The sequence below is a fragment of the Candidatus Skiveiella danica genome (assembly GCF_022705245.1).
In the GTDB taxonomy this organism is placed as follows: domain Bacteria; phylum Pseudomonadota; class Gammaproteobacteria; order Burkholderiales; family Burkholderiaceae_C; genus Skiveiella; species Skiveiella danica.
Window position 1 is genome coordinate 1 of record NZ_JAKJEW010000044.1, and the last position, 24,960, is coordinate 24,960.

Annotated in this window: 19 protein-coding genes and 2 pseudogenes; 18 read left to right on the forward strand and 3 right to left on the reverse strand. The window is 58.4% G+C overall.

From position 1 onward, the window contains the following. Positions 1-1,086: 1,086 nt before the first annotated feature. On the reverse strand, positions 1,087-1,425 hold the full coding sequence (locus ACMUOY_RS18225) for a hypothetical protein (RefSeq protein WP_413894163.1): 339 nt from the start codon (positions 1,423-1,425) through the stop codon (positions 1,087-1,089). Positions 1,426-1,791: 366 nt separating this feature from the next. Between ACMUOY_RS18225 and ACMUOY_RS18230 the strand changes: the two genes are divergently transcribed. Beyond that, complete coding sequence (locus ACMUOY_RS18230) at positions 1,792-3,330, forward strand: M10 family metallopeptidase (protein ID WP_413894164.1); 1,539 nt, start codon at positions 1,792-1,794, stop codon at positions 3,328-3,330. A 110-nt stretch (positions 3,331-3,440) separates the two neighbouring features. Here ACMUOY_RS18230 and ACMUOY_RS18235 read toward each other — a convergent pair whose 3' ends face one another. Then, positions 3,441-4,241 (reverse strand): hypothetical protein, encoded by an 801-nt coding sequence (locus ACMUOY_RS18235; protein WP_413894165.1) that lies wholly within the window; start codon positions 4,239-4,241, stop codon positions 3,441-3,443. Positions 4,242-4,590: 349 nt separating this feature from the next. Here ACMUOY_RS18235 and ACMUOY_RS18240 point away from each other — a divergent pair, with 349 nt between their 5' ends. The 5 genes from ACMUOY_RS18240 (at position 4,591) to ACMUOY_RS18260 (ending at position 10,632) form a co-directional block, all read left to right on the forward strand. Next, positions 4,591-4,860, forward strand: a complete 270-nt coding sequence (locus tag ACMUOY_RS18240) for a hypothetical protein (RefSeq protein ID WP_413894166.1) — start codon at positions 4,591-4,593, stop codon at positions 4,858-4,860. 679 nt (positions 4,861-5,539) lie between these two features. Further along, on the forward strand, positions 5,540-6,658 hold the full coding sequence (locus tag ACMUOY_RS18245) for a hypothetical protein (RefSeq protein ID WP_413894167.1): 1,119 nt from the start codon (positions 5,540-5,542) through the stop codon (positions 6,656-6,658). A 326-nt stretch (positions 6,659-6,984) separates the two neighbouring features. Beyond that, positions 6,985-7,311 carry a hypothetical protein gene (locus ACMUOY_RS18250; RefSeq protein WP_413894168.1) on the forward strand — a complete coding sequence of 109 codons (327 nt, stop codon included), beginning with the start codon at positions 6,985-6,987 and terminating at the stop codon, positions 7,309-7,311. A gap of 153 nt (positions 7,312-7,464) precedes the next feature. Next, positions 7,465-9,387: a hypothetical protein gene (locus ACMUOY_RS18255; protein WP_413894169.1), complete on the forward strand. Its 1,923-nt coding sequence runs from the start codon at positions 7,465-7,467 to the stop codon at positions 9,385-9,387. Positions 9,388-9,771: 384 nt separating this feature from the next. After that, positions 9,772-10,632 carry a transporter substrate-binding domain-containing protein gene (locus ACMUOY_RS18260; protein ID WP_413894181.1) on the forward strand — a complete coding sequence of 287 codons (861 nt, stop codon included), beginning with the start codon at positions 9,772-9,774 and terminating at the stop codon, positions 10,630-10,632. A 395-nt stretch (positions 10,633-11,027) separates the two neighbouring features. On the opposite strand, the gene ACMUOY_RS18265 is transcribed toward ACMUOY_RS18260, so the two are convergent. Then, positions 11,028-11,609, reverse strand: a complete 582-nt coding sequence (locus ACMUOY_RS18265) for a hypothetical protein (protein WP_413894170.1) — start codon at positions 11,607-11,609, stop codon at positions 11,028-11,030. 305 nt (positions 11,610-11,914) lie between these two features. Between ACMUOY_RS18265 and ACMUOY_RS18270 the strand changes: the two genes are divergently transcribed. The 12 genes and pseudogenes from ACMUOY_RS18270 to ACMUOY_RS18325 all read left to right on the forward strand — a co-directional run bounded on the left by ACMUOY_RS18270 (position 11,915) and on the right by ACMUOY_RS18325 (position 24,864). Next, on the forward strand, positions 11,915-13,207 hold the full coding sequence (locus ACMUOY_RS18270; RefSeq protein WP_413894171.1) for a tyrosine-type recombinase/integrase: 1,293 nt from the start codon (positions 11,915-11,917) through the stop codon (positions 13,205-13,207). Between the two features lie 568 nt (positions 13,208-13,775). Then, positions 13,776-14,216: pseudogene (locus tag ACMUOY_RS18275) on the forward strand (JAB domain-containing protein); the annotation flags it as partial. Positions 14,217-14,340: 124 nt separating this feature from the next. Next, positions 14,341-15,006 carry a hypothetical protein gene (locus tag ACMUOY_RS18280; protein ID WP_413894172.1) on the forward strand — a complete coding sequence of 222 codons (666 nt, stop codon included), beginning with the start codon at positions 14,341-14,343 and terminating at the stop codon, positions 15,004-15,006. 68 nt (positions 15,007-15,074) lie between these two features. Next, entirely contained in the window at positions 15,075-15,302 is a 228-nt protein-coding gene (locus ACMUOY_RS18285; RefSeq protein ID WP_413894173.1) for a helix-turn-helix transcriptional regulator, read from the forward strand. Then, a complete protein-coding gene (locus ACMUOY_RS18290; protein ID WP_413894174.1) occupies positions 15,295-15,651 on the forward strand; it encodes a single-stranded DNA-binding protein in 357 nt (118 codons plus the stop codon). Before ACMUOY_RS18285 ends, ACMUOY_RS18290 begins: the two co-directional genes overlap by 8 nt. Next, positions 15,648-15,890, forward strand: a complete 243-nt coding sequence (locus ACMUOY_RS18295) for a helix-turn-helix domain-containing protein (RefSeq protein ID WP_413894175.1) — start codon at positions 15,648-15,650, stop codon at positions 15,888-15,890. The genes ACMUOY_RS18290 and ACMUOY_RS18295 overlap by 4 nt, the downstream gene beginning before the upstream one ends. Then, positions 15,887-18,835 carry a DUF927 domain-containing protein gene (locus ACMUOY_RS18300; protein ID WP_413894176.1) on the forward strand — a complete coding sequence of 983 codons (2,949 nt, stop codon included), beginning with the start codon at positions 15,887-15,889 and terminating at the stop codon, positions 18,833-18,835. The genes ACMUOY_RS18295 and ACMUOY_RS18300 overlap by 4 nt, the downstream gene beginning before the upstream one ends. Next, positions 18,832-19,212, forward strand: a complete 381-nt coding sequence (locus tag ACMUOY_RS18305; RefSeq protein WP_413894177.1) for a hypothetical protein — start codon at positions 18,832-18,834, stop codon at positions 19,210-19,212. Before ACMUOY_RS18300 ends, ACMUOY_RS18305 begins: the two co-directional genes overlap by 4 nt. A 60-nt stretch (positions 19,213-19,272) precedes the next feature. After that, positions 19,273-20,295, forward strand: coding sequence for a hypothetical protein (locus tag ACMUOY_RS18310; RefSeq protein WP_413894178.1), 1,023 nt, complete (start codon positions 19,273-19,275; stop codon positions 20,293-20,295). Between the two features lie 2 nt (positions 20,296-20,297). Then, a complete protein-coding gene (locus tag ACMUOY_RS18315; protein WP_413894179.1) occupies positions 20,298-20,924 on the forward strand; it encodes a hypothetical protein in 627 nt (208 codons plus the stop codon). A 1,854-nt stretch (positions 20,925-22,778) separates the two neighbouring features. Continuing rightward, positions 22,779-23,024, forward strand: a pseudogene (locus ACMUOY_RS18320) (IS1634 family transposase); the annotation flags it as partial. A gap of 148 nt (positions 23,025-23,172) precedes the next feature. Further along, on the forward strand, positions 23,173-24,864 hold the full coding sequence (locus ACMUOY_RS18325) for a mechanosensitive ion channel family protein (protein ID WP_413894180.1): 1,692 nt from the start codon (positions 23,173-23,175) through the stop codon (positions 24,862-24,864). The last annotated feature ends 96 nt before the right edge of the window (positions 24,865-24,960 follow it).

Here is a 24,960-nt window from a genome sequence, read left to right on the forward strand (position 1 = left end):
TTCGTATTTCCGATCTTCCTTCATGCTGAACCTCCAGTTCTGAAATGGGGTGTTGCACTTGGAATTTGAGGGGGCCACCTATTGGAACTTCACATCTAGCGGATCACAACCACGCAGTGCCCAGCAGAGCCAGCCGTGCTGATGCACAACTGTTGACCTGCAACAAAGAGAAAGTTCGCAAGACAGGCATAGTTCAACCAAGCGAGAGCCCAGCGTGGTTGCCTCAGTTACACGCGAATTGACCCAGTCTTACCCGCTGGGTTTTCTTTTGGCCCGCTCTGGATGGAGCACCCCCGTAGCCGCTACCGGAAATGGTTCTTAGTCTGCGGCAACGTCTGGCCGGTTCCAGGCCCGTCCCGCCATTCGCGTATGTCCGTGAACTGCAGCTTGCATTGCACACATTGGTACTGCCCTGTCGGCTGCATGGCACCTCTTTCGTTGCGTGCCAACACGGGCCTGTAGGCAGTGGCACCACAACTGTGACAGGAATTGGTGGGGCGCCAGACACTCATCGCCATACTTTGGAGTCTCTTGCCGGGATGAGGGGTTGATGGTTAACCCTTGACGTCAATGGCAATAGCTAATTGCAGGGAACGATCTGTGCGTCGGGAAGTGTTTCGAGCGGCAAGAATCCGTCTGGTAGAGCCGATTGGGCTTTGCTGGCCAGGACCTCAAAGATGCCAATACGACCGTCTGCAGCACCACAAACTGCTGGATATAAGTTTCCGTCCACTCCGCAGGAAGCGGCAAGCACCGTTATCCCGGATTCAATGAGGTGTCGTTTAAGTACTGCCAATGTCCGACCGCCTCCATTGCATTGCTTGGAGCCCATGTACTTGTAGACGTTGAAACTGGCAGGTGACCCAGCAGCCTCAACTCCACCATAGATAGCCGTTGCCCCGACGATTGCCATCGCGAGATATCTGCACGCAGCATGGCCTTTGTATAGCATCTGTCTGACGGCGAGTAGTGATCGAAAGGACGGGATCAATTCTAGCGTTGGACTGACTCATTTTTGACATGTAAACGTTCAGGGCGCCTGATGAATCTACACGCCCATCTCGATCAATGCACCACAGAAGACACCTACTCTGGGCCAAGCAGCGCCGGCACTGTTGGTGCGTAGGCGTTTTCCAAATCCGAAGCGCTTGATTTAGAGGAGCTTTCCTCGTAAGGCACCGTTTCTGCGAAGGCATTCTTCTCAACTTCAACCGCTTCCGTCCATTTATCCCAGTCAGTATGACCGCCATCGCCTTCAATGACTTCGGGACTGGGTAGTGGGCCCGGTGTTTCCCATCTTTCGTCCCAGCCTTCCCTGAATGCATCCAAGGGGCTTCCTTTTGGCGCGAGAGGAATTTGTGCCGGAGGTTGCGGCTCCGGTGCTGCAACCGTTTCTCTGGAGCGTTTGAAGAATTTTCTGAGCATTTCGGCGAATTATCTGATGCAGACCGGGTGAAGTAAATGGCTTTTCCAGTTGGACCTTTTCAGAACCGGCCAGCCCCCACCGAACCCCGCCCGAACCCGCCCCACCCATTGGGCCGATGCCCCAAAAGATATAAGCCCGTTACGGTGACATAGCGGGCTTTCCATATTGGTGGCGTGGGACGGAAGCGAACCATCGACACGCGGATTTTCAAGTCAAGCTGCAACACCGATCCATATGTAAGCAATCGAAGAAAATGTAACGCCTTAGGAGTGACTCACGTTTCCGAGACTGGAAGCGGTCACTCTACATGGCATGATCAGCCAATGCGATCACTTTTCAGTGAGCCGATTTCTCGGAGCGAATGAATGCAAGCTACAGGCACTTTGGTCACCGGCGATCTCCGTATCGATGCCTTGCTTGGAGGTTCTCAATGGGTTGGCGCCAGTGTTCAAACCGTTGAACTGACCTACAGCTTTCCTGACTCCGCAAGCCTCTGGTCTACAACCGTCGGCGAATATGCAGCGGGTGTGGACTGGGGACCTCTGAGCGGCGTTGCCGCTCTTTCGGATGTGGCAAAGAACGCGGTTCGCGCGGCTCTGGCAAGCTGGTCCACAGTAGCCAACATCCGATTTGTGGAAACCGCAGACAATGCCTCGACACATGGAACGCTGCGCTTCGCTTGGACGGTATCGGCGGTCGATGAGCAGTCCTTTGCCTACGCTCCTGACTCCACCGACAAGGCCGGCGACATTTGGCTGAACTCGCTGGCGCCTTGGGACGGTTTCACGCCCGGAAGCTACGGCCACTCCACGCTTATCCACGAGATTGGCCACGCATTGGGGCTGAAGCATCCCTTCGAAGGCGCGGCAACGTTGCCGACGCAAAAGGAAGGCTATGCCTACTCCCTGATGAGCTACACCGCGTATGCGGGCTCCACGGGCTCCTGGGTTGACTTCGAACCGACCACGCCTATGCTTTACGACCTTTTGGCCATCCAATCGATGTATGGCGCCAATCTTACAACACGAAGTGGTGACGATACCTACGTCTTCACTGAGAACCAGCGCTACTTCCAGACCCTGTGGGACGTGGGGGGCAACGACACCATCGTCTGGCAGGGACTTTCGCAAGGTGCGCGCATCGACTTGAACGAAGGGACATTCAGCCAGCTTGGTCAACCACTGACCTACTGGAGCGAGGACTTTAGCAAGTTATGGACCGACCGCGATACGGTAGCAATCGCCTTCGGCGTGTCGATCGAGAACGCCACCGGCGGTGACGGCAATGACACCTTGATCGGCAATGCTCTGGACAATCGACTGGTTGGCGGCGCCGGCAACGACACGCTCTACGGCGGCGCCGGCCTGGACACAGCGGTGTACAACACACACCGCATCGCTTACAACCTATACACGGTCCCAGGCGGCTTCAGTATCAGCGGCCCTGAAGGCACAGACGCAATCACGGGCGTTGAACGCCTGCAATTCTCGGACAAGAAGATCGCAATGGACCTCGCTCCATCTGAACATGCTGGTCAGGCTCTGGAGTTTATCGGCGTACTGGCGCCTTCGCTTGTCCACGTCCCATCGATCGTAGGGGTCATCCTGGGTTTAATCGATGGCGGAACGAGTTTGCAGGGCGTGTTTCAGCTCGCCATAGATATTGGGCTGGTGAACGACATTGCGGGTTCAAGCAGCGATGCAGCCGTGGCGCAGATGGCCTTCCGAAACGTGATCGGAGCCGAAGCGGATGCGGGAATGACCGATCTGCTGGTCAGCTTCATGGATGGACGCAACGCCCATTTTTCACATGCAGATTTTCTGACGGTGATCGCCGGTATGGAGATCAATCAGGTTCACATTGACCTGATCGGGTTGCAGCAGACGGGCATTGAATTCATCTGAATTAGGGGGATGGTACTTGTTTACCAGTTCACTGGACCTCTACGGCAAGCATCCGGCCATCCCGTCCTGAGTCGAGCGACTTAACCTTTAACAACCGACAACGGCCTGTCTCAACGAACAAAAAGCGCGCTTGGCACAGTCTCAATTTTCCCATCCAGAACAGCCCCATACTTCGCAAAACTCACTCGTACGTGCAGCGGGTAGCCATCGGCTTCTCGGATCCACAATTCAAGCGTTCCGCCTGAGGCCTGCCCTGACAGGCGTACAGCCTGTATAAGCTTGCCCGCCACGTCCAACTTTTCAGGACTGACGCTCAAGCCGGTGCTGAAAATTGATTTGCCATCTGTGAACGCAATAAATGCCATGCCTTTAGGGGCGGGTTGACCAATAAAAGCATAGGGCAACATGGCGATATCCACCGTTGCAAATTTGATGGGCTCGGTACGGATATGGCCCCGGCCATTGCTGAATGAAAACTCCATTTGCTTAAGGTTGCTCACCATCAGCAATTCAGAGCGACTGCCACGCTTATCGCTGTACCGTTGGGTAAAAGCGATGCCATTGGCAAATATGCCGTTGGAATCTCGGACCACATTCAAGTTACTGTCCAGCATGGAAAGCAGATTTGCCACTTTGATATGTGATCTGAGGGAGTAGCCCCTGCCGTCGATCGTTCCGACATCCGAAACATCAGCCACCGTTACCGCGCCAAGCAACGTCCCAGCGGCGACAACGGCTTTAGTGGCCAGGTCGGGTGTCGGCGCACCTTTTGCGATACTGATTTTGTAAACCCAGTTTGCCGAGACTGGCGCGGCTAAGGCCTCCGTACTCGATGTGAAGACGAGTCCCTGGATCATGACTACGAGCGCCACGTAGGTGTGGTTGAACTTGGAAAGGGATTCGATGGACATGGGAACAAGTCTAGACCCAATCACCCCACCTCAACCGCCCTCGCCACATCCCCACAGCATCCCCAGCACGTCCCAACCAGCAGCAGGTCGCCAGTCTTGACCGCGCCAGTGAAGTTCGGGATGGTCACCTCGCAACGACAGTGACTGCACCACACGCTGGAGAGCAACCGTTTTCTGATATCGGCGGGAATGGAAGTCCAAAGTTCGGCGGCCTTGGGGGTGAACGTAGTTGGGGACTCGATGGGCATGAGAACAAGCCTAGCGGCAGCCCGCCTCCGAACCCCAACGAACTAGCTGTGAAAGAATAGCTTTTCAGTGGAGACATCCTAACTACACCCGATACCAAAACATGTACAGCGACTTCTTCTTGTTGGAGCGTGACGGCGCTCCTGTCAGTCGAGCGGAGCGATTGGCTTTGGGCGACACATCGGGTCGTGACGAAGCCTGGTTGAGGGACACACTGTTCAGGAATCCCGCCATCGTCCCCGTGCGTGACGTCGATCCTTCTTTTGGTCCGCTGATTCCGTTGTGCCGCGAATTACAGACCGAGGCAGGCCGCCTGGACGTCGCCTATATCAATCAGTACGGACGCTTGACGCTCGTCGAGTGCAAACTGTGACGGAACCCGGAGGCCCGGCGCAAAGTTGTGGCTCAGGCGCTTGACTACGCACGAGCAATAAGTCGCTGGTCATATTCCGACCTTCAACGACAGGTCTCCCAGGCAACCGGGCGTACCGGAAACGTGCCTTTTGATCTGGCAAAGGAATTGATCCCTGATCTGGATGAGCGCCGTTTTGTTGATGAAACCGCAGCAGCCATGCGGCAAGGTCGTTTCCTCTTGCTGATTGCGGGTGACGGCATACGTGAAGACATTCATGCCATGACCGAATTGATCAACAGGAATGCCGCTTCCGGCTTCTCCTTTGGTTTGGTCGAGGTTGCTTTGTACGGTCTGGAAGACGGCGGGCTGGCCGTTCAGCCAAGGTTAGTTGCCAAGACACAAATCATTCAACGCAACATAGTTGTACTTAGGGATGGCGACCATCAGTTCCTGGGTGGTGAATTTGCACCTGAGGCTGACCTACCGAGAATTGGAGCGAGCCCATCTGTGACCGGCAACCCGCTCGGCGAAAGCCCGAAGCAGGCAGCCTATCGAGAATGGTGGAAGCCAGTCATGGAGGCTCCACTCGATGATCCTGACCAAGAGCCGCCCAAGCTCTTCTGGCCCAACGACGCGGTGCCTGCTGCCTCTCGCAGGGTGTTGACGCTCAGTGCCGCATACCCTCGCTTATCGGGAAATGAAACGTTTGGAGGCGGAGGAGCGTTTGCTGCAAAGTTCAAAAGAACAGCACGATGCCGAAATCGCCCGCCAGCAGGGCATCCTGGAAAACCTGCGGAAACTGCCGCGTCCAGGACCACTTGTTCTTGATCACGCACCAGCCAATCGCGCTATACAGCCGCTCAATGACCGATCGGCGGAGAACGAAAGGCAACTCGACGGCTCGAACATCGGCAAGTTCATGCGTCCAGTGAAGGAGGTACTGCCAACGGCGCTCTGGATTCTGGCCCTTGCTCTTCTCTCCCCTTTGCTGGTCAAGGCCATCGCCTACTACGTGATCGCACCGATTGCCGCACGCCGCGCACCGGTTTGCTTGCTTCCGAGAATGTCGGGAGAGTTTTCTACGGCGATCGGCGTCACGGGAAACGAATCGGGTCCGACTACGCCATCCAGGGTGTCACTGCCGCTGTCGCTGGATGAGCGCTCGGAATTGCTGGTCCTGCCCAGTTATCTGCAGGGAATGCCGCTCACTGCGCAAAGCGATACCAAGTGGCTGCTCGACTGGTCGATGCCGCTGACCAGTCTGTTTGCCGGGATGTATCGATTGACCCGTATTCGCCCGATCAGCGACGAACGCATCACGGTTTCATCGTCGCTCGATCCCCTGGCCGAATTCTCGCTGCTCGATGTGCCCGTGGGCTCGGCATTGGTGCTGCGGCCAAGTTGTTTGGTCGGTTTCATCCAGACCCGGGGCGAGCCTCTGAAGATCACCCGTCACTGGCGATTCGGCAAACTCGGGGCCTGGCTAACCCTGCAGTTCCGCTACATCGTCTTCCACGGTCCCGCCAAGCTGATCGTCAAGGGCTGCCGTGGGGTCCGGGTCGAACCGGCCACCAGCGGACGGACGGTTAATCAGGCGGCGACGCTGGGTTTCAGTGCCAACCTAGATTATTCGGTGGCGCGCAACGAGACGTTCTGGTCGTACTACTTCGGCGAGCGGGAACTGTTCAACGACAGTTGGCGGGGCGAAGGGTGCTGTGTCTATGCCGAAACGCCGCATCCCAACGATCATTCCGGACTGTTTGGCCGAGGCCTGCAGGGGCTACTGGATACGTTCCTGCAAATCTTCTACATCTGATGGCCAGGGGTGTTGGCGCCGATTGGATCTTGAATCGATCCGGGTCTTGAGGAGGCTCATTTCTCGGAGAGGATTTGACCTGTCCCCTTCCACCGTACCAGGCCATAGTGAAAGTTCTGGCTCAAGGCAAAACGATTCGAGTTGAGGCGTATTTGTGGCGCGCCAACCGAGAGTTGCTTTGGAACTCGGCCAAGCTCCAATGCACCCCCCGCCATCTCCACCACCCTTGCCACATCCCCACGGCATTCCGAGCAAAAACCGACCGGTAGTAGCTCACCTGCTTTGACTACCCCTGTGAAATTCCTGAAAGCGAGAAGGACAGGACCGTGACCCAGACTGACATTGCGCCCAGTTGGATAAGTGCAGTGGCGATGGCGCCTGCGGTGATTGAGGCGAGGAAGGGGATGAACATGGGGCTCCTTTGGTGGTGGTGGTTGGGACGCGGAAGTGACTGGGAAAAGAAAAAGCGCCCAGGGATTGCTCCGAGGGCGCTTATTTCTTGGGGGTTGAATTTCGCGACGGAGTCGATGACTTCGCCCCTGAACTCTGATGCACATCAAGGTTTGATTGCGAGGCAGGCTGTTACATTGAATGTCACGGTGGTAGGCAATCAATATCTCGGCGTCGCGAAAAGAAGTCTTGGTTATGTTTAGATTTAATTTCAGAATAAATTACGAACGCTATTATAAATTTAACTTTTGAGAATATTATTGCCATGATATTCAAAGGAAATGGCAGCGATTTGCAGGCATGGCGCCATTAGGTGGGCGTAAAATATTTGAACGACTAACAAAAAGGTGTAGCCAATGGATTATCGCGGCACATTCGAAGACGACATACTAGATCAAGCCAAGCTTGCTTTACCGAACTGGTCAATTATTTATGGTGGTATTGGAAATGATTCAATAACTATCAACATAGGCGGCGCAGTTGGCGAAGTTGGCAATGACACAATTATTGGAACCTCACCTCTTGCTTTTGCAGTTTATTGGTCGTCGCCAAATGGTGTAACTGTTGATCTCGTAAAAAATATAGCTCTTGATGGATATGGAACAGTCGATAAACTGATCAACATTAATAATGTGACAGGATCAAATTATTCTGACACATTAATAGGCAATACATTAAACAATAATTTCGCTGCCGGGTACGGTAACGACTTAATCATAGGCGGGGGCGGCTATGATGTTGTGACTTATTCAGGCATTAAATCAACTGATGCAGAAATCACATGTGACGCTTCTTCTGATACATTCAAAGTTAGAAAGATCAGTCTGGACGATTCAATCGACACCCTTATTGGTATTGGAGGTATCACATTTGCGGGCCCAGGATCAGATGAAATAACGATAACCAAAGATAACTTTGGAAATTTCAGAAAAACCATAACGAATGGGTCCGCACACTCTGGTCTTATATTTTATGGGCCAAACGCCACCGGGGCAAAAGTTGGCGATTATACAGTTCTAAATAATGACTGGGGCGCATATGATTTAGAAATTAATAAAGACTACACCCAGTCAATTGCTTACAGCACATCCAACCTTCAAAGCAATGTGGTCTTTTCATGGAGTTACCCTGAGTACGGAAGTAAATACGGCGTATGGGCGTATCCAGAAATACTTTGGGGTGCTGAAAACGGCTGGGGAAACCTAAACCATTCACATAAAGTCTCCGAACTTGTTAATTGGTCTGTGGGCTACGATGTAACAATTAGTGGAAACACGCCGCGATTTAGTGTCATGATGGAAATTTTCGTAACGGATAGGCCGTGGGGAACATCCAACGTTGCCAATATCACAGAAGTTGCTGTGGAAGTCCACACACAGTGGCGGGATCCCAATACACCATTCACATACTATTCGGATGACTATATTTCTGCTGCAACACAGAGAATATATCCAAATGCAAACCTTGGTACAACAACACAACCTGGATATTCAGTTGCAATCCAAACTCTTGAAGACAGCCTTTCAGGCACGATAAGTTTTTCTGAAATATTAGCTTCACTCGTTGAAAAAGGAATTGTGAACGGCGAAAACTACATTTCAGGTGTAAGTATGGGGTCTGAGGTCGGAGTTGGAATTGGTACTCTCCAGATAAATCGTTTTGCTATTATGCAGACAACTACCGGGGACGATACAGTTTCTATAGATGTCGGCGACGACGCTCTCGATGGCGGCGCCGGTTTGGACACTGCGGTGTACAACACCCGATATGCCGCTCACAACCTCGCTCCGGTCACAGGCGGCTTCAGCATCAGTGGCCCCGAAGGCACAGACACAATCTCAGGCTTTGAACGCCTGCAATTCTCGGACAAGAAGATCGCAATGGACCTCGCCCCATCTGAACATGCTGGTCAGGCTCTGGAGTTTATCGGCGTACTGGCGCCTTCGCTTGTCCACTCCCCATCGATCGTAGGTGTGATCCTGGGTTTGATCGATGGCGGAACGAGCTTGCAGGGCGTGTTTCAGCTCGCCATAGATATTGGGCTGGTGAACGACATTGCGGCTTCAAGCAGCGATGCAGCCGTGGCGCAGATGGCCTTCCGCAACGTGATCGGAGCCGAAGCGGATGCGGGAATGACCGATCTGCTGGTCAGCTTCATGGATGGACGCAACGCCCATTTTTCACATGCAGATTTTCTGACGGTGATCGCCGGTATGGAGATCAATCAGGTTCACATTGACCTAATCGGGTTGCAGCAGACGGGCGTTGAATTCATCTGACCAAGGGGAGGGCTGTCTTTGTACATCGCTGAAGTGCCCAATTCGACCCATCTCCACCACCCTCGCCACATCCCCACGACATTCCGAGTACAACCCGAGCAGCAGCAGGTCGCCTGTTTTGACGGCACCGGTGAAGTTACGGATGGTCACCTCGCGACGGCACTGACCGCACCAGGAATTCGACAGCACACGATTCGCGGCGTCAGCAGGATTGCGGGCCGCAAATTCACCTCTGGTTGCCGTGAATCAAAGTTCGGGAACCCTTTTAGGTCTACGGTTTATCCGGGGAGTACCCCTCATTCGGAGGTAACCATGATTGATCGATTCACAAGAAAGCCCCTCGTCGCCCTTCGGTGCACTGCCGCAGTCGCACTCTCCCTTGCCATGGGAGTAGGTCTGACTTCTGTTACGCCATCTGCCACTGCGCAGACCCTGAAAAAGGTTGCCGACAGCAACAAGATCACGGTGTCATACCGCGAGTCATCGGTACCTTTCAGCTACTTGATCAGTCCGACCAAGCCGGTAGGCTTTGCCGTCGATTTGACCGAAGCCATCATTGACGATGTGCGCGCGAAGCTCAAGAAAAAAGACCTTGAAGTTGCCTACATCCCGGTGACCGGACAAACCCGCATTCCTTTGCTCGTCAACGGGACTTACGACCTGGAGTGCGGCTCTACCACGAACAACTCCGCGCGGGGCAAGGAGGTGACTTTTGCGATCAGTCATTTCTATACCGGAACCCGCCTTTTGGCGAAGAAATCCTCGGGTATCAAGAACTACGCCGATCTGGCAAACAAGACGGTCGCCACCACCGCTGGAAGCACGAACGAGAAGGTGCTCCGTGCGTACAGTGCCGACAAGAACCTCAACATTCAGATCATCTTGGGCAAAGACTATGAAGATGCCTTGCAGTTGGTCGAAACTGACCGCGCGATGGCATTTGCGATGGACGATATCTTGCTATTCGGCCTGAGGGCCAACTCCAAGAATCCTGGCTCCCTTGAAGTTGTCGGCGATACGCTGCAGGTCGAGCCGTATGGATGCATGCTGCGCAAGGACGATCCGGAGTTCAAGAAGCTCGTTGATGGCACCATTACGCGCCTGATGAAGTCGGGCGAATTCAGCAGGCTTTACGCCAGATGGTTTGAGGCGCCAATTCCGCCAAAAGGTATGGTTCTCGGTATGCCAATGAGTGAGCAGTTGAAAGCCAACATGAAGGCACTCAGCGACAAGCCAGCGCAATAGTTGTGCATATTGATGGCAGTTTCCTTTGCGGCATGAGCCCTTCGTAGGGGTGACTGCCTTCTACTCCCCGATACAAGCTGGGTTTCTTTTGGCCCAATCTGGATAGAGCAAGGCATCCGTAGCCGCTACCCACTGTGATTCACTGGCTGGAGTAACGTTGGGCCTGTTCCCGAACCTTCCCGCCATTCGCGAATATCCGTGAACTGCAGCTTGCATTGCACACATTGGTACTGCCCTGTCGGCTGCATGACACCTCTTTCGTTGCGTGCCAGCACGGGCCTGTAGGCAGTGGCACCACAACTGTGACAGGAATTGGTGGGGCGCCAGACACTCATGGCCACATTGTGGGTTCTCTTGCCGGGACGATGGGTTGATGGTTAACCCTTGACGGCCCGTCAGTCCTCGCCTTCGCGCGGAAGCCGGCGGCCCAAAGGTGCATGGTCAGTGTCGTAGAGTCGCCCATTGACCTGAGGAGTTGTTCCATGCGCAAGTGACTGTTCAATTGCGGCAATCCTTGCGTGTTCAACGGATTCCTCTTGACCAGCCACGGTGCGCAACCCTGGCAACTTCTGCCGGGTTCCGGCTTGATCGGAAAGGTCGACGGTCAGACTGTCACTGATGCGCCAATAGACTCCAAGCACCCTTACTTTGAATCTCGTACGGGCCGCACCGTCAATGACCACACCGAGACGCTTCAACTCCTTGTGGCCTACGTTGATTTCCGAGGTGAACTGAATGGGCAAATCGATCATCGCCGCGTAAGTGTGGCCACGCGGATCCATCGGCACAACTTTGAAACGGTAGGATGTCTCAGGCAGACCCCATTCACCCAAGACGTCACGCACGACCTGAAAGGCCATTTCCCGACGAAGCGCCATACGTTCTTCAAGGCTCATGCGTACCGGCTTCGTTTCTGGGCCAGATGTTGCTTCGTCTTTGACCTTGGTAGATAAGCTAATGCGCTTCAGTATTGACATCGATTAATGCTACAAGGACTATCTAGCATTGTCGATGGGGGCGACCACGTCGGCTGCGGTTATTCAACACAGTCGAACATCAGCAAGTGGCCGACCGTAGCCCGCGACCTTCCAATCACCACCGAACCCCACCCGAACCCGCCCCACCCAATTGCCCGATGCCCCAAAGCAAAAAGCCCGCTACGGTGACATAGCGGGCTCTTCTTATCTGGTGGCCTGGGACTCTACCGAAAGAACCCCGGCAACCCGCATGAATGCTTGATTTCGGCGATGGTGCATCATCTGGTTACTGTAGGAGTTACTGCATGGCACGATCACTGATCCCCTCGGATACCACCATCCGCAACATCAAGGCAGGCGACCCGCGCAAGCGTCTGAGCGATGGCGAAGGGCTTTACCTGCTGTTGTTCGTCAAAGGTGGGGCGCACGGCTGGCGGCTGGATTACACGATCCACGGCAAGCGAAAGACCCTGAGCCTGGGCACCTACCCCGATACCGGGCTGAAGGCGGCCCGCACCAAAGCCGACCAGGCCCGCGAGCTGGTGGCCGCCGGGGTTGACCCAAGCGACCAGCGCAAGGAAGCCAAGGCCGAACGCGCCAAGGCACGCGAGGCCAGCGAACGCGAAGCGGCCGGGCTGCCCACGGTGGGCAGTTTCGAGGAAGTTGCCCGCGAATGGTTCGAGGCCCGGCGGGGCGATTGGGCCGCCAGCTACGGGGACAAGATCATCCGACGCCTGGAGGTTGACGTGTTCCCGTGGATTGGGCGAGATGCCGTGGACAGCATTACTCCCCCGAAGGTCCTGGAGCTGCTTCGCCGGATCGAGGCCCGAGGCGTGATCGAAACCGCGCATCGTGCCTTGGAAAACTGCGGGCAGGTGTTCCGCTATGCGGTGGCCACGGGCCGCGCCACCACCAACCCGGCCCGCGACCTGAAAGACGCCCTGAAAAAGCCAGCGGTGAAGCACTTCCCCGCGATCACCGATCCGGCCCGCCTGGGCGAACTGTTGCGGGCCTGCGATGGATACCATGGCACCCACGTTGTACGGGCCGCCCTGCGGCTGGCGCCCATGCTACTGCTACGCCCTGGCGAGCTGCGGCACGCCCGTTGGGCAGAATTCGACCTTGATGCAGCCGTGTGGACAGTCCCAGCCGAGCGGATGAAGCGCGAGAAGCGCGGCAAGTTGCACGGCAAACCGCATATCGTGCCCCTGCCCTTGCAAGCCGTGGACACGTTGCGCGAGCTGCACACACTCACGGGCGGGGGCGAATACGTCTTTCGCGGCGAGCGGCACCACGACCGCCCCATGTCCGAAAACACCGTGAACGCGGCACTTCGGGCAATGGGCTTCGGTGCGGATGAAGTGGTCGGGCACGGATTCAGAGCAACGGCCCGAACCATGATGGCCGAACGCCTGGAGCTGCCCGAAGCCGTCATAGAGGCACAGCTCGCCCACGCGGTGAAAGACAGCCTGGGCAGGGCCTACAACCGAACCGAATTTGAAGCCCAGCGCCGGGGCCTGTTGCAGCAATGGGCGGACTACCTGGACGCACTGCGCAAGGGTGCTGATGTGATCCAACTGCCCCAGCGGGCCGCCTGAAATGGCAATTCAACGCTTCCACCGGCTGCTATCGCTGAAAAACACCGGTACACCGGTAACAGTCCGGCGAAAACGAGCATCCATGCGGGTTTTAGGCCGAATGGGTGCCGGTAACAAACAGGTAACAGACAGGTAGCAAACAGGTAACAGTTTTAGATGATGAAAATTCATTCAATCATTCTTTCCCTGCCCGTTCCTGGCCCGACCGCCCCGCGCTGCCCCGGAATGGCCTTCTTTGACCAGCTTTGCACGTTTGCGGAAATGAGCGCGAAAGGGGTTTCCCTTGGAGCCCTTCACCGGGCCGGTGAAGTGGGGGAACACCCGGAGGATGAATGAACCCGCCACGCCCGGCGGCGGTTTGAGCCGGGCACAAAAGGCGGCGGGGCCGATGCTGAGAACACCGGCCCCGCCTGACCACAATCACGGCCATAGGAGGGCCGGAATCATGGCTACCTCGAAATCTACATCAAAGCCAAAGCGACCGGCAGCGCGGCGCAGCGTCAAAGCGCGTGAAGCGGCGCCAGCCTACGGCACGCCCAACGGCGCACTGTCGTTTTACAGTGGGCTGAAAGCCAAAGAACGAGCGACCATTGAACGCGCCCTGACCATCCTTGGGCGGGAGTTGCGAGAGTACGAAGTTTTCAGTTCACCCGAATTGGTGAAAAGTTACCTTCAATTGCGCATGGCCGGGGAGCGGTTCGAAACTTTCGGAGCGTTGTACCTCGACTCCCAAAACCGGGCAATCGCCTACGAAACCCACTTCACCGGCAGCCTGACAAAGTGCTTCGTGCATCCACGTGAAATCGTGATGGCTGCGCTGGCGCATCGTGCGGCAGGCGTCGTGCTTGCCCACAACCACCCGAGCGGGAACGTGCAGCCGAGCCGGAACGACAAGGCGCTGACGGAAATCATGAAGGCCGCGCTTGACTTGGTAGAAGTGCGGGTGCTGGATCACGTGATCGTGGCACGCGGCGCGGCGTTGAGCATGGCAGAGCGGGGCCTGATCTGAGATGGGAAAGCCCGCATAATCGTTTCGCCACGCCTAGCCCGAGGCTGATCCCCGAGGGCGAAAAGCCGGACACCTTCACCGGCCGGCGTTGGCATCTTACGAGGGCGCACCTGAAGGGGTGACGATGGGTGACAACGACCAACAACGAATATTGAATCGGCTTCTTGATGCGGAAGCACACTTCAACGATGAAGAGCGCCAGCTTGCCAAGATGGAGATTGCATGGGCAAAAGCGGCGCTAGGCTTTCGGACCTGGGGCGGGCAACGTTTTGGGCACGGTGAACGAGTGCGAAAAATGCGAAGCTTGCTGCGCGTTCATGAGATTCTTGAGGTTTTCCGGCGACGTTTCGAAAGCGGTAACACCCTGGCCATATTGAACGCTGTAGCCCTGTGCGCCGATGAAAACCTGCCTCTGCCGACGTGGCTCGCCACAGCCTACCAATCGGCTCTGCAAGCCTTTTTGCAACCTGGCGGCCCGCTTTCGCTCGACGCTGTTTTCCAAAGCCCCAACCTGCCTTCAGACACCCCCAAAAAGGCGGCGGGCGCGAGGCTGGATTGGCAGCTTGCAGGTGATTTATGGCTGGCCGCCAACGACATCGCGGCGTCTGACGATACCCTGCGGTCGCTTGATGCAGTGATCGATGCTGTGCTGTCCCTGGGCAATTACGGGGTGGGCAAGACTAAGGCCCGCGAACTGATACTGATGATTGAAAACAATCAGCACGAGCAATTGGTACACCAGCCAAGTAAACACCTTTCGCGCTTTCTAGAGAAACGGCGAAAACGCTAGTTTGCATTCGCGACCTTTCGGACACTGACCGGGACCCCTAACCCGTTAACCCGAAAGGAAACACTGCGATGCAAGCAAATCCGAGCAAGACGGCGCAACCCGAGCGCCTGTTACGCCTTCCCGACGTTGAGGCCATGACCGGCCTTCGCAAGTCGTCAATTTACGAAATGATGGGCCGCACCCCCCCGGCCTTCCCCCAAGCGATCAAACTTTCACGGCGCGCGGTTTGCTGGTCTCAGTCGTCAATCCAGCAATTCATTTCTGAGCGCATCAAGGCAGGCGGCAGCCGTGATTGACGCCCTGATATCCGGCCGCCTACGCGGCACCCCCAGCGTGCGCACTAGCAGCAACGGCGCACCTTATGCGCTCTTCCGGCTGTCGGCTGCTGACAAGACCGGCGCAACCCTGTTTTGCAGTTGCATCGCGTTTTCAGCAACGGCTATCGAGGCAGTCCAACGTCTGACCGATGGCGACAGCATCGCAGTTTCGGGCGAGATTGCCATATCGACCTGGAGCGCCAGCGACGGCAGCCCACGTCACGGGCTGGACGTGACGGCGCACCAAGTGCTTACCCCCTACCAAGTGACCCGCAAGCGCAAGACCGCCGACGCCCCGCAAGCCGACGCGACCGAGGCAGGCCAGTGAACCAGCGCGAAATCCTGTTGGCTTATCTGCGGAAGCACGGGCGGACAAGTTGCGCAGACCTGGAGCGGTATTGCGACGTTCGCAGCGTCACCACCCGGATGACCGAGTTAATCCGCAAGGGGGAGCCAATCGAGAAATCGAGAGAGCTTGAACCTGACTCACGGGGCAAGGTCCGGGCAGTCACTTATTACGCGCTGGCGGGTGTATCTCCGCAGCGCGATCTTTTCCAAGCTCCATGAAAACCAACATCACGCCCGAGCTGGTGCGCGACACCTTGGGCTATATCCCCGCGAATCTATCCCGCGACGATTGGGCACGCATTCTCGCTGCGATCAAAAGTGAGTTTCCAGACGACGCGGGCTTTAAGCTGGCCGACGACTGGAGCCGGTCCAGTGAGGGGTACGACGCCAAGGCTACGCGAGACACGTGGAAGAGTCTCAAGGCCAGCGGCGGCGTGACGATAGGCACGCTGTTCTTTGAAGCCAAGGCCCGAGGCTTCGACCTGGCCGCCTGGCACAAGGAACACGACGAAAAAGAGCCAAAGCAAACCCCTGAGCAAAGGCGCGAAGCCGACGAACGGCGCACCAGGGAACAAGCCGAAGCACGGCAACGCGAACAAGCCCGCACCGAAGCCGCCCACGCCCGCGCAGCGGCCGAAGCGGAGGCGCTGTGGGCGAAGGCCAGCGACCAGGGCGAAAGCGCATACCTGGACCGCAAGGGTGTTGGGGCCTACGGCGTGCGCTTTGGTGCTGACGGCTGGTTGCTAGTGCCCATGCGCGACGCGGCGGGCAAGCTGTGGAACCTGCAACGCATCGCACCCGTGAAGCCCGCGGACGGCAGCCCCGACAAACTGTTTTTGAAGGGCGGCCGAAAGACCGGATTGATGCACTGGTGCGGCGACCCCGGCACCGATCCGGCCGGGCCTGCTGTGGTGCTGGTGGGCGAAGGATTCGCAACCTGCGCAAGCCTGTTTGGAGCCACCGGCTACCCGACCGCCTGCGCGTTTGATGCCGGAAATTTGGCGCATGCGGTAAAGGCCCTGCGCAAGCTGTACCCGGCCGCCTTGATCGTGGTTTGTGGCGATGATGACCGCGCCACCGAAGCCCGCACCGGCCGAAACCCCGGCCGCGAAAAGGCCGAAGCGGCGGCGCGTGCGGTGCGGGGCCTGGCTGTGTTCCCCGCGCCCCTTCCTGAAAATGGATCTGATTTCAACGACCTGCACCAAGCATCCGGCCTTGGTGCCGTGCGGGAAGTGATCGAGGCCGCGATTCAGGCGCACCAGGCCAGCGCATCGGCCGCCCACGCCGCGCAAGGCGACCGGCAGGGCAACCCTAGCCGCGCCCCGCGCCACGCGACCCACGGGGGCAGCGACGATGCCCACGACACCGGCCGCGCCTTTGACCGCTTCCATATTGACCGTGAAGGCGTCTGGTTCACCCCGCCCGGCGATGATGGCGGGATGCCGCGCAAGGTGTGCGGGCCGTTGCGCGTCACGGGACTGGCCCGCGATGGCAGCGATAACCAGGCGGCGCTGTTGCTGGAGTTCGATACGCCCTACCGGGCCGGGCGGCGCTGGCTGATGCCGCTATCCATGCTGGCAGGCGATGGGGCCGCGTTTCGATCCGCGCTGCTGAGTCAAGGATTCATGACCCCGACCGATGCGAAGCGCCGGGGATGGTTGACGGAATACCTGCAAAGCCGCGCCCCTGCCGAGCTGGTGCGGCATGTTCCCCGTGTCGGCTGGCATGGCCGGTGCTACGTGTTGCCCGAGGAAACGCTAGGCACAAACCCGAGCGGCGAGCGTGTGATTTTTCACAGCGAGGCAGGCATTGAAGCCCGCTTCAGTCAACGCGGAACGCTGGAAAAGTGGATACAAGACCAAGCCCGCCTGTGCATTGGGAACACCCGGTTTGCGTTTGCCGTTTCGACCGCCTTTGCCGGGCCTTTGTTGCCCTGGGCATCGGGCACCACGGGCGGCGGTTTTCAGTTCACCGGCCCGACCAGTATCGGCAAAACGACCGGCTTCCTGATTGCTGCGAGCGTTTGGGGGAAAGGCACAGAAAACGACCCCGAAAGCTACATCCAGAAATGGAGGGGAACATCGAATGGCTTCGAGTATTTGGGAGAGCAACACAACGACGGGACGCTGATCCTTGACGAGATGGCCCAGATTGACGCGGCAGAGGTTGGGCAGGTGCTTTACATGCTTGCCGATGGTGCGGGGAAAAGCCGGGCGAAGGCAGGCGGCGGGCTGCGACAGCGACCGACCTGGGGCACGCTTATTTTGAGCAGTGGCGAGGTGTCGGCAGAGCAACATATGCGCACGGCGGGCAGGGCCATGCGGGGCGGGCAGGAGGTCAGGCTGATCCCGATCCCGGCCGAAGTGTTGCCGGGCTCTGCGGCTGAAACGTTCCACGAGTTTGACGGCGGGCATGAGCTGTCCGGCTGGGTGAAACAACACGCGGCGCGGTGCTATGGCACGGCAGGGCGTGCCTGGCTTGAATATCTGGTGAGCCATACCGAGGGCCTGGCGGCGACGCTGCGCGAGCGTATGAACGCGGTAGAGGCGCAAATCGTGCCCGAGAGCGCAGCCGGGCAAGTCCAACGCGGCGGGCGGCGCTTTGCGCTGGTGGCTGTGGCTGGCGAGCTGGCGACCGAAGCGGGCTTGACCGGATGGCCAGCCGGTGAAGCCACGCGGGCCGCCCGTGCATGTTTCGAGGCGTGGATTCAATCGCGGGGCGGGTCCGGCAGTAGCGAAGTGACCGCCATGCTGCGACAGGTGCGGCGCTTCCTCGAAACCCACGGTGAAGGCCGCTTCAGCATGTGGCACCGTGCCGCAGACGACCACAGCCCAAAAACTCTACAACGTGCTGGCGTGCGGCGCATGTTGAACGCGGACGGCGAACCGATCAAGACCAATAGCCAGCACGGCACAGAGTACGGCGACCGGATGCCCGCGGCCTTGGGTGAAGGCGTGAGCTTTGAATACTTTGTCCTGAGCGAAACATTCAAGGGCGAGGTGTGTCAGGGCTTCGATCCGGCGGCGGTGTGCCGCGTGCTGCTGGAACATGGGTGTCTGGTCACAAAGGAAGCAGGCCGATTCAACGTCATTGAACGGCTGCCTGGCTTGGGTGTGGTTCGCTGCTATCGAATCCCGCCCCGGATTTTTGAGCTTGACCTATGACCAGTGGCATTGACTTGCTATTGCGCCTGGCGTGCGGCGAGCCTGTGACGCAGGCGGACGCCTTGAGCGTCCTTCACCGGGACATTGACCGGGCCGACGTGCAACGCCTTGACCGGGTTGCAAGGCGCAAGGCGCGTGACGCGGCGTTGCTGGAATGCGCCCGTGTGCTGGCCGCTGACGATCCCGGACCGTGGACCGTGGCCGAACGCCTGGAGGCCGCGATCAAGCGATTCGAAGGCCGCGTGTGGCCGCGCCTGCGGGCCGGTATGCCGTGCGATCTTGGGCCGTGTGACGCAGCCCTTTTTCGCGCATTTTTGAGCGGCGGCGGGCGCATCCCGAGAACGCAACGCAGGTTGTACGACCTGCTGACGTTTTGAACGCGAAATTTCAGTGGCGAAAGCCGACCATCTAACCCCAATTCTTGAAAGGCATTCACCATGATCCCCACTGAATTCAATTCCCGCGAAGTCATGAGCGCGGCCCCCGATGCGATTGCAATGGGCTCCGGCGCCAGCGTCAACCGGCCGCACCCGCTGGCCAGTGAATTGACACTGCGAAAAATCGCCTACGCCTGCGGTGTCGCAGTGAGAAAGCCGCAGCCCTATGACACTGAGATGTCGATAGCCGCATCGGGCATGGGCTCCCCTGAGTTTTCCCGCCTGATGGCCAATGGCGTGTCGGCGGTCACGATTCAGTCCTATCGTGGGCAGTCCGAACACCTTGCCATCGCATCGCTTTTTGATGTGCTCAACTTCTACCCGAGCGCGATCCCCGCGCTGGATTCTGATTTTGCGCTTGAGCCGCTGGCTGAGAATGCCGAAATCAAGCAAGGCTTGGTGACGATGGCGAGTGGCGCTCGCGGTGTTACGCTGACCAGCTACGCCCGCGCAATCACGGTTGCCCGCGAGGACATCATCAATGACAACCAGGGGGCGATTGGCCGCGTCTTTGCCGAGCTGGGCGCAAGTGCCGGGCGCATCGAATCCCGCTTGATGGCCAATGCACTCGAAGCGAATCCGGTGCTTGATGATGGGGCTGCCACCTTCGACGCGAGCTACTCGAACGTTGTTACGGAGTCGTTCGGCTGGGGGGCATTGGTTTCGGCGACAACCTTGCTTCGCACCCAGCCAACGCAGGCCGGGCAGCGTGCCGACCTGAAGGCGAAATTCCTTGTTGTCGCGCCTGAACTGGAGGTGCCTGCGCAAAGCGCAGTGACCAATGCGGGCCTTGACATCAAGGTTCTATCGCTCGCGAATCTGCCTACCGGCCGTTGGTATCTGCTGGCAGATCCGATGGTTTGCCCTGTGGTGGGCGTGTTGCGCCTTGCTGGCGCAAAGAACCCGGTTCGCGTTGAGCAGGCCAAACGGCCCTTGCACGTCGATGGGGCATGCGTCAAGGTGACGGCCGATCTTGGCGTGTGCCTGTTGCGGCGCACCGGCATCGTTCGCGGCGGCGCTTGAACATGAATTTGAAAGCCCAAGCGGGCGCCGCGTCTGACGGGCGGCTGACCGAGCAGACACGACCGATGGCGGACGCGACTTTCTCCAGTCGCTGCGAGTCGGTCAACCCTTTTGAGTACCCGCGCACCGCTGTGCTGAAGCGGGCTTGGGGCTGGCAGGGCTACCACCTGCCGCACGGCCCGAACCTGGGCCGCATGGCATTCCACGAAGCGGGGCATGTTGTCGCGCTGGAGTGGCTTGGCATCGGGGCGAAGTTGGCGACGGCGACCCAATCCGGGGGGCTTACCCACTTGCCCGCCATGCCGACCGAACCGCCTACGGCACCCGACCCAACGGGCGAACTGACGGCCACGGGGGCGGCAGTGTTTCATGCCGGTGTCATGGCCGAGCTGTTGCACGCGGGGGCCAAGTGGGCGGGGCCGATCTTTCGTCCAATGACCGATGACTACCGCAGGGCGGAGGCGTTTCTATCCCCTGAATTCGGCAGCCATTCCAGCGGAGCCCATGCGTTCGCTCAATTGGTGGCGCTGCACATCCTGGCAGAGCGGTGGCACCGGGTGACGCACGTCGCCCAATGCCTGATCGAGCGCGGCGAGTGGCAGCCCGGCGAAGCAGATACCTTCAGCTAGACCCTTGGGTCACGACCGGCCGCAAGGCCGCGACCTGCCTGGCCACGGGGCAGCCATTAAACCGCGGAAGCCTTTGATCCTGTGTGGTGGGTTGATTCAGTCAAAGGCGGAAAGGCCCGGCAGTGTCCGGGCCTTCTTCTTTCCAGCCGTGCCCGACCCTGACCGTGGCCTGAGCTGGCACCAGCCGTGCCCGACCCTGACCGTGGCCCGAGCTGGCACCAGCCGTGCCCGACCCTGACCGTGGCCTGAGCTGGCACCGGCCGTGCCCGACCCTGACCGTGGCCTGAGCTGGCACCGGCCGTGCCCGACCCTGACCGTGGCCCGAGCTGGCACCGGCCGTGCCCGACCCTGACCGTGGCCCGAGCTGGCACCAGCCGTGCCCGACCCTGACCGTGGCCTGAGCTGGCACCAGCCGTGCCCGACCCTGACTGTGGCCTGAGCTGGCACCAGCCGTGCCTGGCCCTGACCGTGGCCTGAGCTGGCACCAGCCGTGCCCGACCCTGAACGTGGCCTGAGCTGGCAATGGCTATACCGGCGTGCTGTAGGGGCGTGATCCTGAGCCGCCGATGTTGTTCCCGATGGCCCAAAGATCATTTTTTGCCGTAGGACCGTTGGGCCGCCTGTGGGCGGCTGGCGAGGAGTTCTTTCCGCGCTGCAAATGGCGAGGCCCTGCGCACCAGGTAAGGGGTGGGCGGTCGTGGCGTTCCTGGGTGTGGTCGGATTGCTCCTCTATGGACGCCAATGAACGATAGTGTTACCGGTGTTACCGGCTAATTTGAGACTGTTACCGGTCCTGCCGGTAACAGATTTCTTCAATGCTGACAATGGGTTACGTGACTTTCAAGGGGTTGTTACCGGTGTTACCTACAAAATGAAGCGGGAGCCGGAAGCCGACAGACAGGGAGCCGGCAATTGGGTGGCCCGTGATCCACTCCCCGCACGGTTGACCGTTGGCCCGGCTGGACCGTCAAGGTACTCCCTGGGGTGACGCCGCGAGGGTGAATTGGCCGACGCTCTCGGGCTAATTTCCGGCACTGCCTAGGGGGGTGATATTCGGTATGTGTTGCCGGATGGCCACGGTTCAGAGTTGGCGACCTTGATCCAACGGCGTAGCGACTCGGCTAGCCAGCTATCGGGGCTGTGATCTGGTCGGGAGGGCGAAAAGGTTTGCGGTCCGGCGACTCGGATAGACAGGATTCCTTTTTTTTCACGTGCGCTGGTTTTTGGGGAGTGCCCCGTCTGAATGATGCTGCACATTGCCCCCGGCCCGGTCGGTTGCGACCAGGCGCAACGCCTGGCGGGCAGTCCCCCTGGCGCAGTAACTCACGGGCGAAAACGTACGGCTTTCTTGAGTTGCTGCGGTTGTTACTGCACAATTGGCCGGAAGGTAACGGAAGTTACCGCACTAATACGCACTATCAATCGAAACAAGTAAAGCCGCGAGACGCCACGTAACACGTTGATTCATATGGACTTTCTATCCACAATGGACTGCAACGGACGTAAAAAAACCAACCGGGTGAGGGTTGGTTTTTTAGGGTTTGGTGGCCTGGGACGGAATCGAACCATCGACACGCGGATTTTCAAGACAAGGCACAGCGGGGTCTCGGGGGTGCGTAAGCCGAAGAAACGTAACGAGTTTTGCCCTGTCTGCCGGGTCTGGTGGGGACGTTACCGAACCTGTTCCCGAACCCCACCGAGCCGCCGGGATGCATCGCCATAGGTTTTCTCTATGTGGATCAACGCAATAGCGGGGGTGGGCACCGAACTTCACCGATCGGGTCGCATGGCGGGTTCCTGCTGGCGGTCCTGGGGTGCCGTGTGGCTCAAGAACTACTGTCCCTACGGGCGCGCGCCATGGTGTGCTTCATGGCGCTCATCGTCTATAGGGTCATGCGTCAGCGACTGGCGTTGGCCAAGAGTGATCTGACGCCGGAGAAGGCGCTGGCGCAGCTCAGAAGAATCCAGCGTCACAGCGTGCGAATCAACCAGGCCGAGCCCATCACGGGGATCTCAACGATTAACGATATCCAGGCCCTGGTGCTGCAGACGCTGAACATCAAGAAACCGACAAATGACGCACAGTTGACCCTGTTGTAGTGGCAAATTTGAACGCTGGTCTATATGAATCAATAACTTGCGTCACTTGGTGTCGAACTCGGGTGCATCCGGCCCTGACCCGATCCGGGTCCGCGCCGAAGGTTCACGGCAAGCCCTGTGTTTGCCCCTGAAACGGCGGGATATATCGATGGCGCGGCGCGAGCGGAGCCAGGCCGACTATATTCTGGGCTTCAAAAAATGGAGCATTGAAATGCAATTTGTAGTGCGTGCCCTGACGGCATTGGTACTGACTCTGCTGTTCGCAGCGTCGGCCTGGGCTCAGTCGGCACCGGCTTCAAAGCCGGCAGGGGGCGAGGCGCAGGGCGATGACGTCACGCTGGTCATTTTCAACCGGCCGGTGATGGTGTTTCGGACAAGCCTTCTGGGCGCAACGCCCAAGGCGAGGGCCGAAAGGGCGCGTTTCTCGATCAATGAAACCCTGCGCCAAGGCGGCAAGCTCGCCGTGACGGTGAAAAGCAACCCTGAGGGGCAATTGGTGTTGATCGATGACCAACTGGCCTTCGTGGTCACGGCTGGTGATGTCGATTCTCTTGGGCAGGAGGATTTGAAGGCGGCCGCCAGCAAAGCCGCGCGTCAGCTGGAGACGATCATTGCTGAAACCCGCGAGGCCCGGGATCTGCACTCGATGCTGAAGGCGCTGGGGATCGCGACGATTGCAACGCTCGTCTTTGCACTGATGGTCTGGGCTGTTGTGCGGCTGCGCGTCTGGGTCGACAAACTCCTGCTCGCGAGCGTCGAGACCAAGGTCAGCAACATCAAGATCGGCGACACCCAGATTGTCGAACGGCAGCAACTCGTGCCCTTTCTGCAGCGACTCGTGATCGCAATCCGCTGGTTTTTGATTCTGTTGTTGAGCTATGAGTGGCTGAGCATTGTGCTCTCGTCCTTTCCCTACACCCGCTCCTGGGGTGAGCGGCTGAACGATTACCTGTTCGACATCATCGGTGGGATTCTGCAGAGCATGGTCGGGGCTGTTCCTGGCCTTGGTGTCGCGCTGGCCATCTTCATGGTGGCACGCGTCTTTATCGGAATTCTGAGCCGTCTGTTCGAACGCATGATGCACGCGGGTACCACGATCAGCTGGCTCAGCCCCCAGACCATGCCCACGTCGCGGCGCCTGTTCAGTGTCGGCATCTGGCTGTTCGCGGTCGCCATGGCCTATCCCTATCTTCCAGGTGCCGATACCGACGCCTTCAAGGGGCTTTCTGTGCTGCTGGGCCTGATGATCTCGCTCGGCGCGTCCAGCATCGTCGGCCAGGGCGCAGCCGGCCTGATCGTGACCTATACCGGTACGATTCGAGTGGGTGAATACGTCCGGATTGGCGATCACGAAGGCACGGTGGTGAAGCTGGGGATTTTCACCACGACCGTACGGACCGGCCTGGGTGAAGAACTGACCATGCCCAATTCGATGATCACCGGCGCGGTTACTAAAAACTATTCGCGCACGGTTCAGGGCGCGGGCTATATCGTCGATACCACGGTCACCATCGGCTACGACACGCCCTGGCGCCAGGTTGAGGCGATGTTGATTGAGGCGGCGAAGCGGACACCCGGGATTCTCAAGGTCCCCGCGCCTGTCGTCTTCCAGACGGCACTCTCAGACTATTACCCGGAGTACCGTCTGGTGGCCCAGGCCGTTCCCACCCGGCCGCGGCCGCGCGCCGAAGTGCTGAACATGCTGCACGCCAACATCCAGGACGTCTTCAACGAGCACGGCGTGCAGATCATGTCGCCGCACTACATGGGCGATCCAGTTGACGCCAAGTTGGTCAAGCCTGACAACTGGTATCCGGCACCTGCCAAGCGGGATTCATGAAAATTTGACATTTTCCCAGGGCCCCCTCAAATTCCAAGTGCAACACCCCATTTCAGAACTGGAGGTTCAGCATGAAGGAAGATCGGAAATACGAAC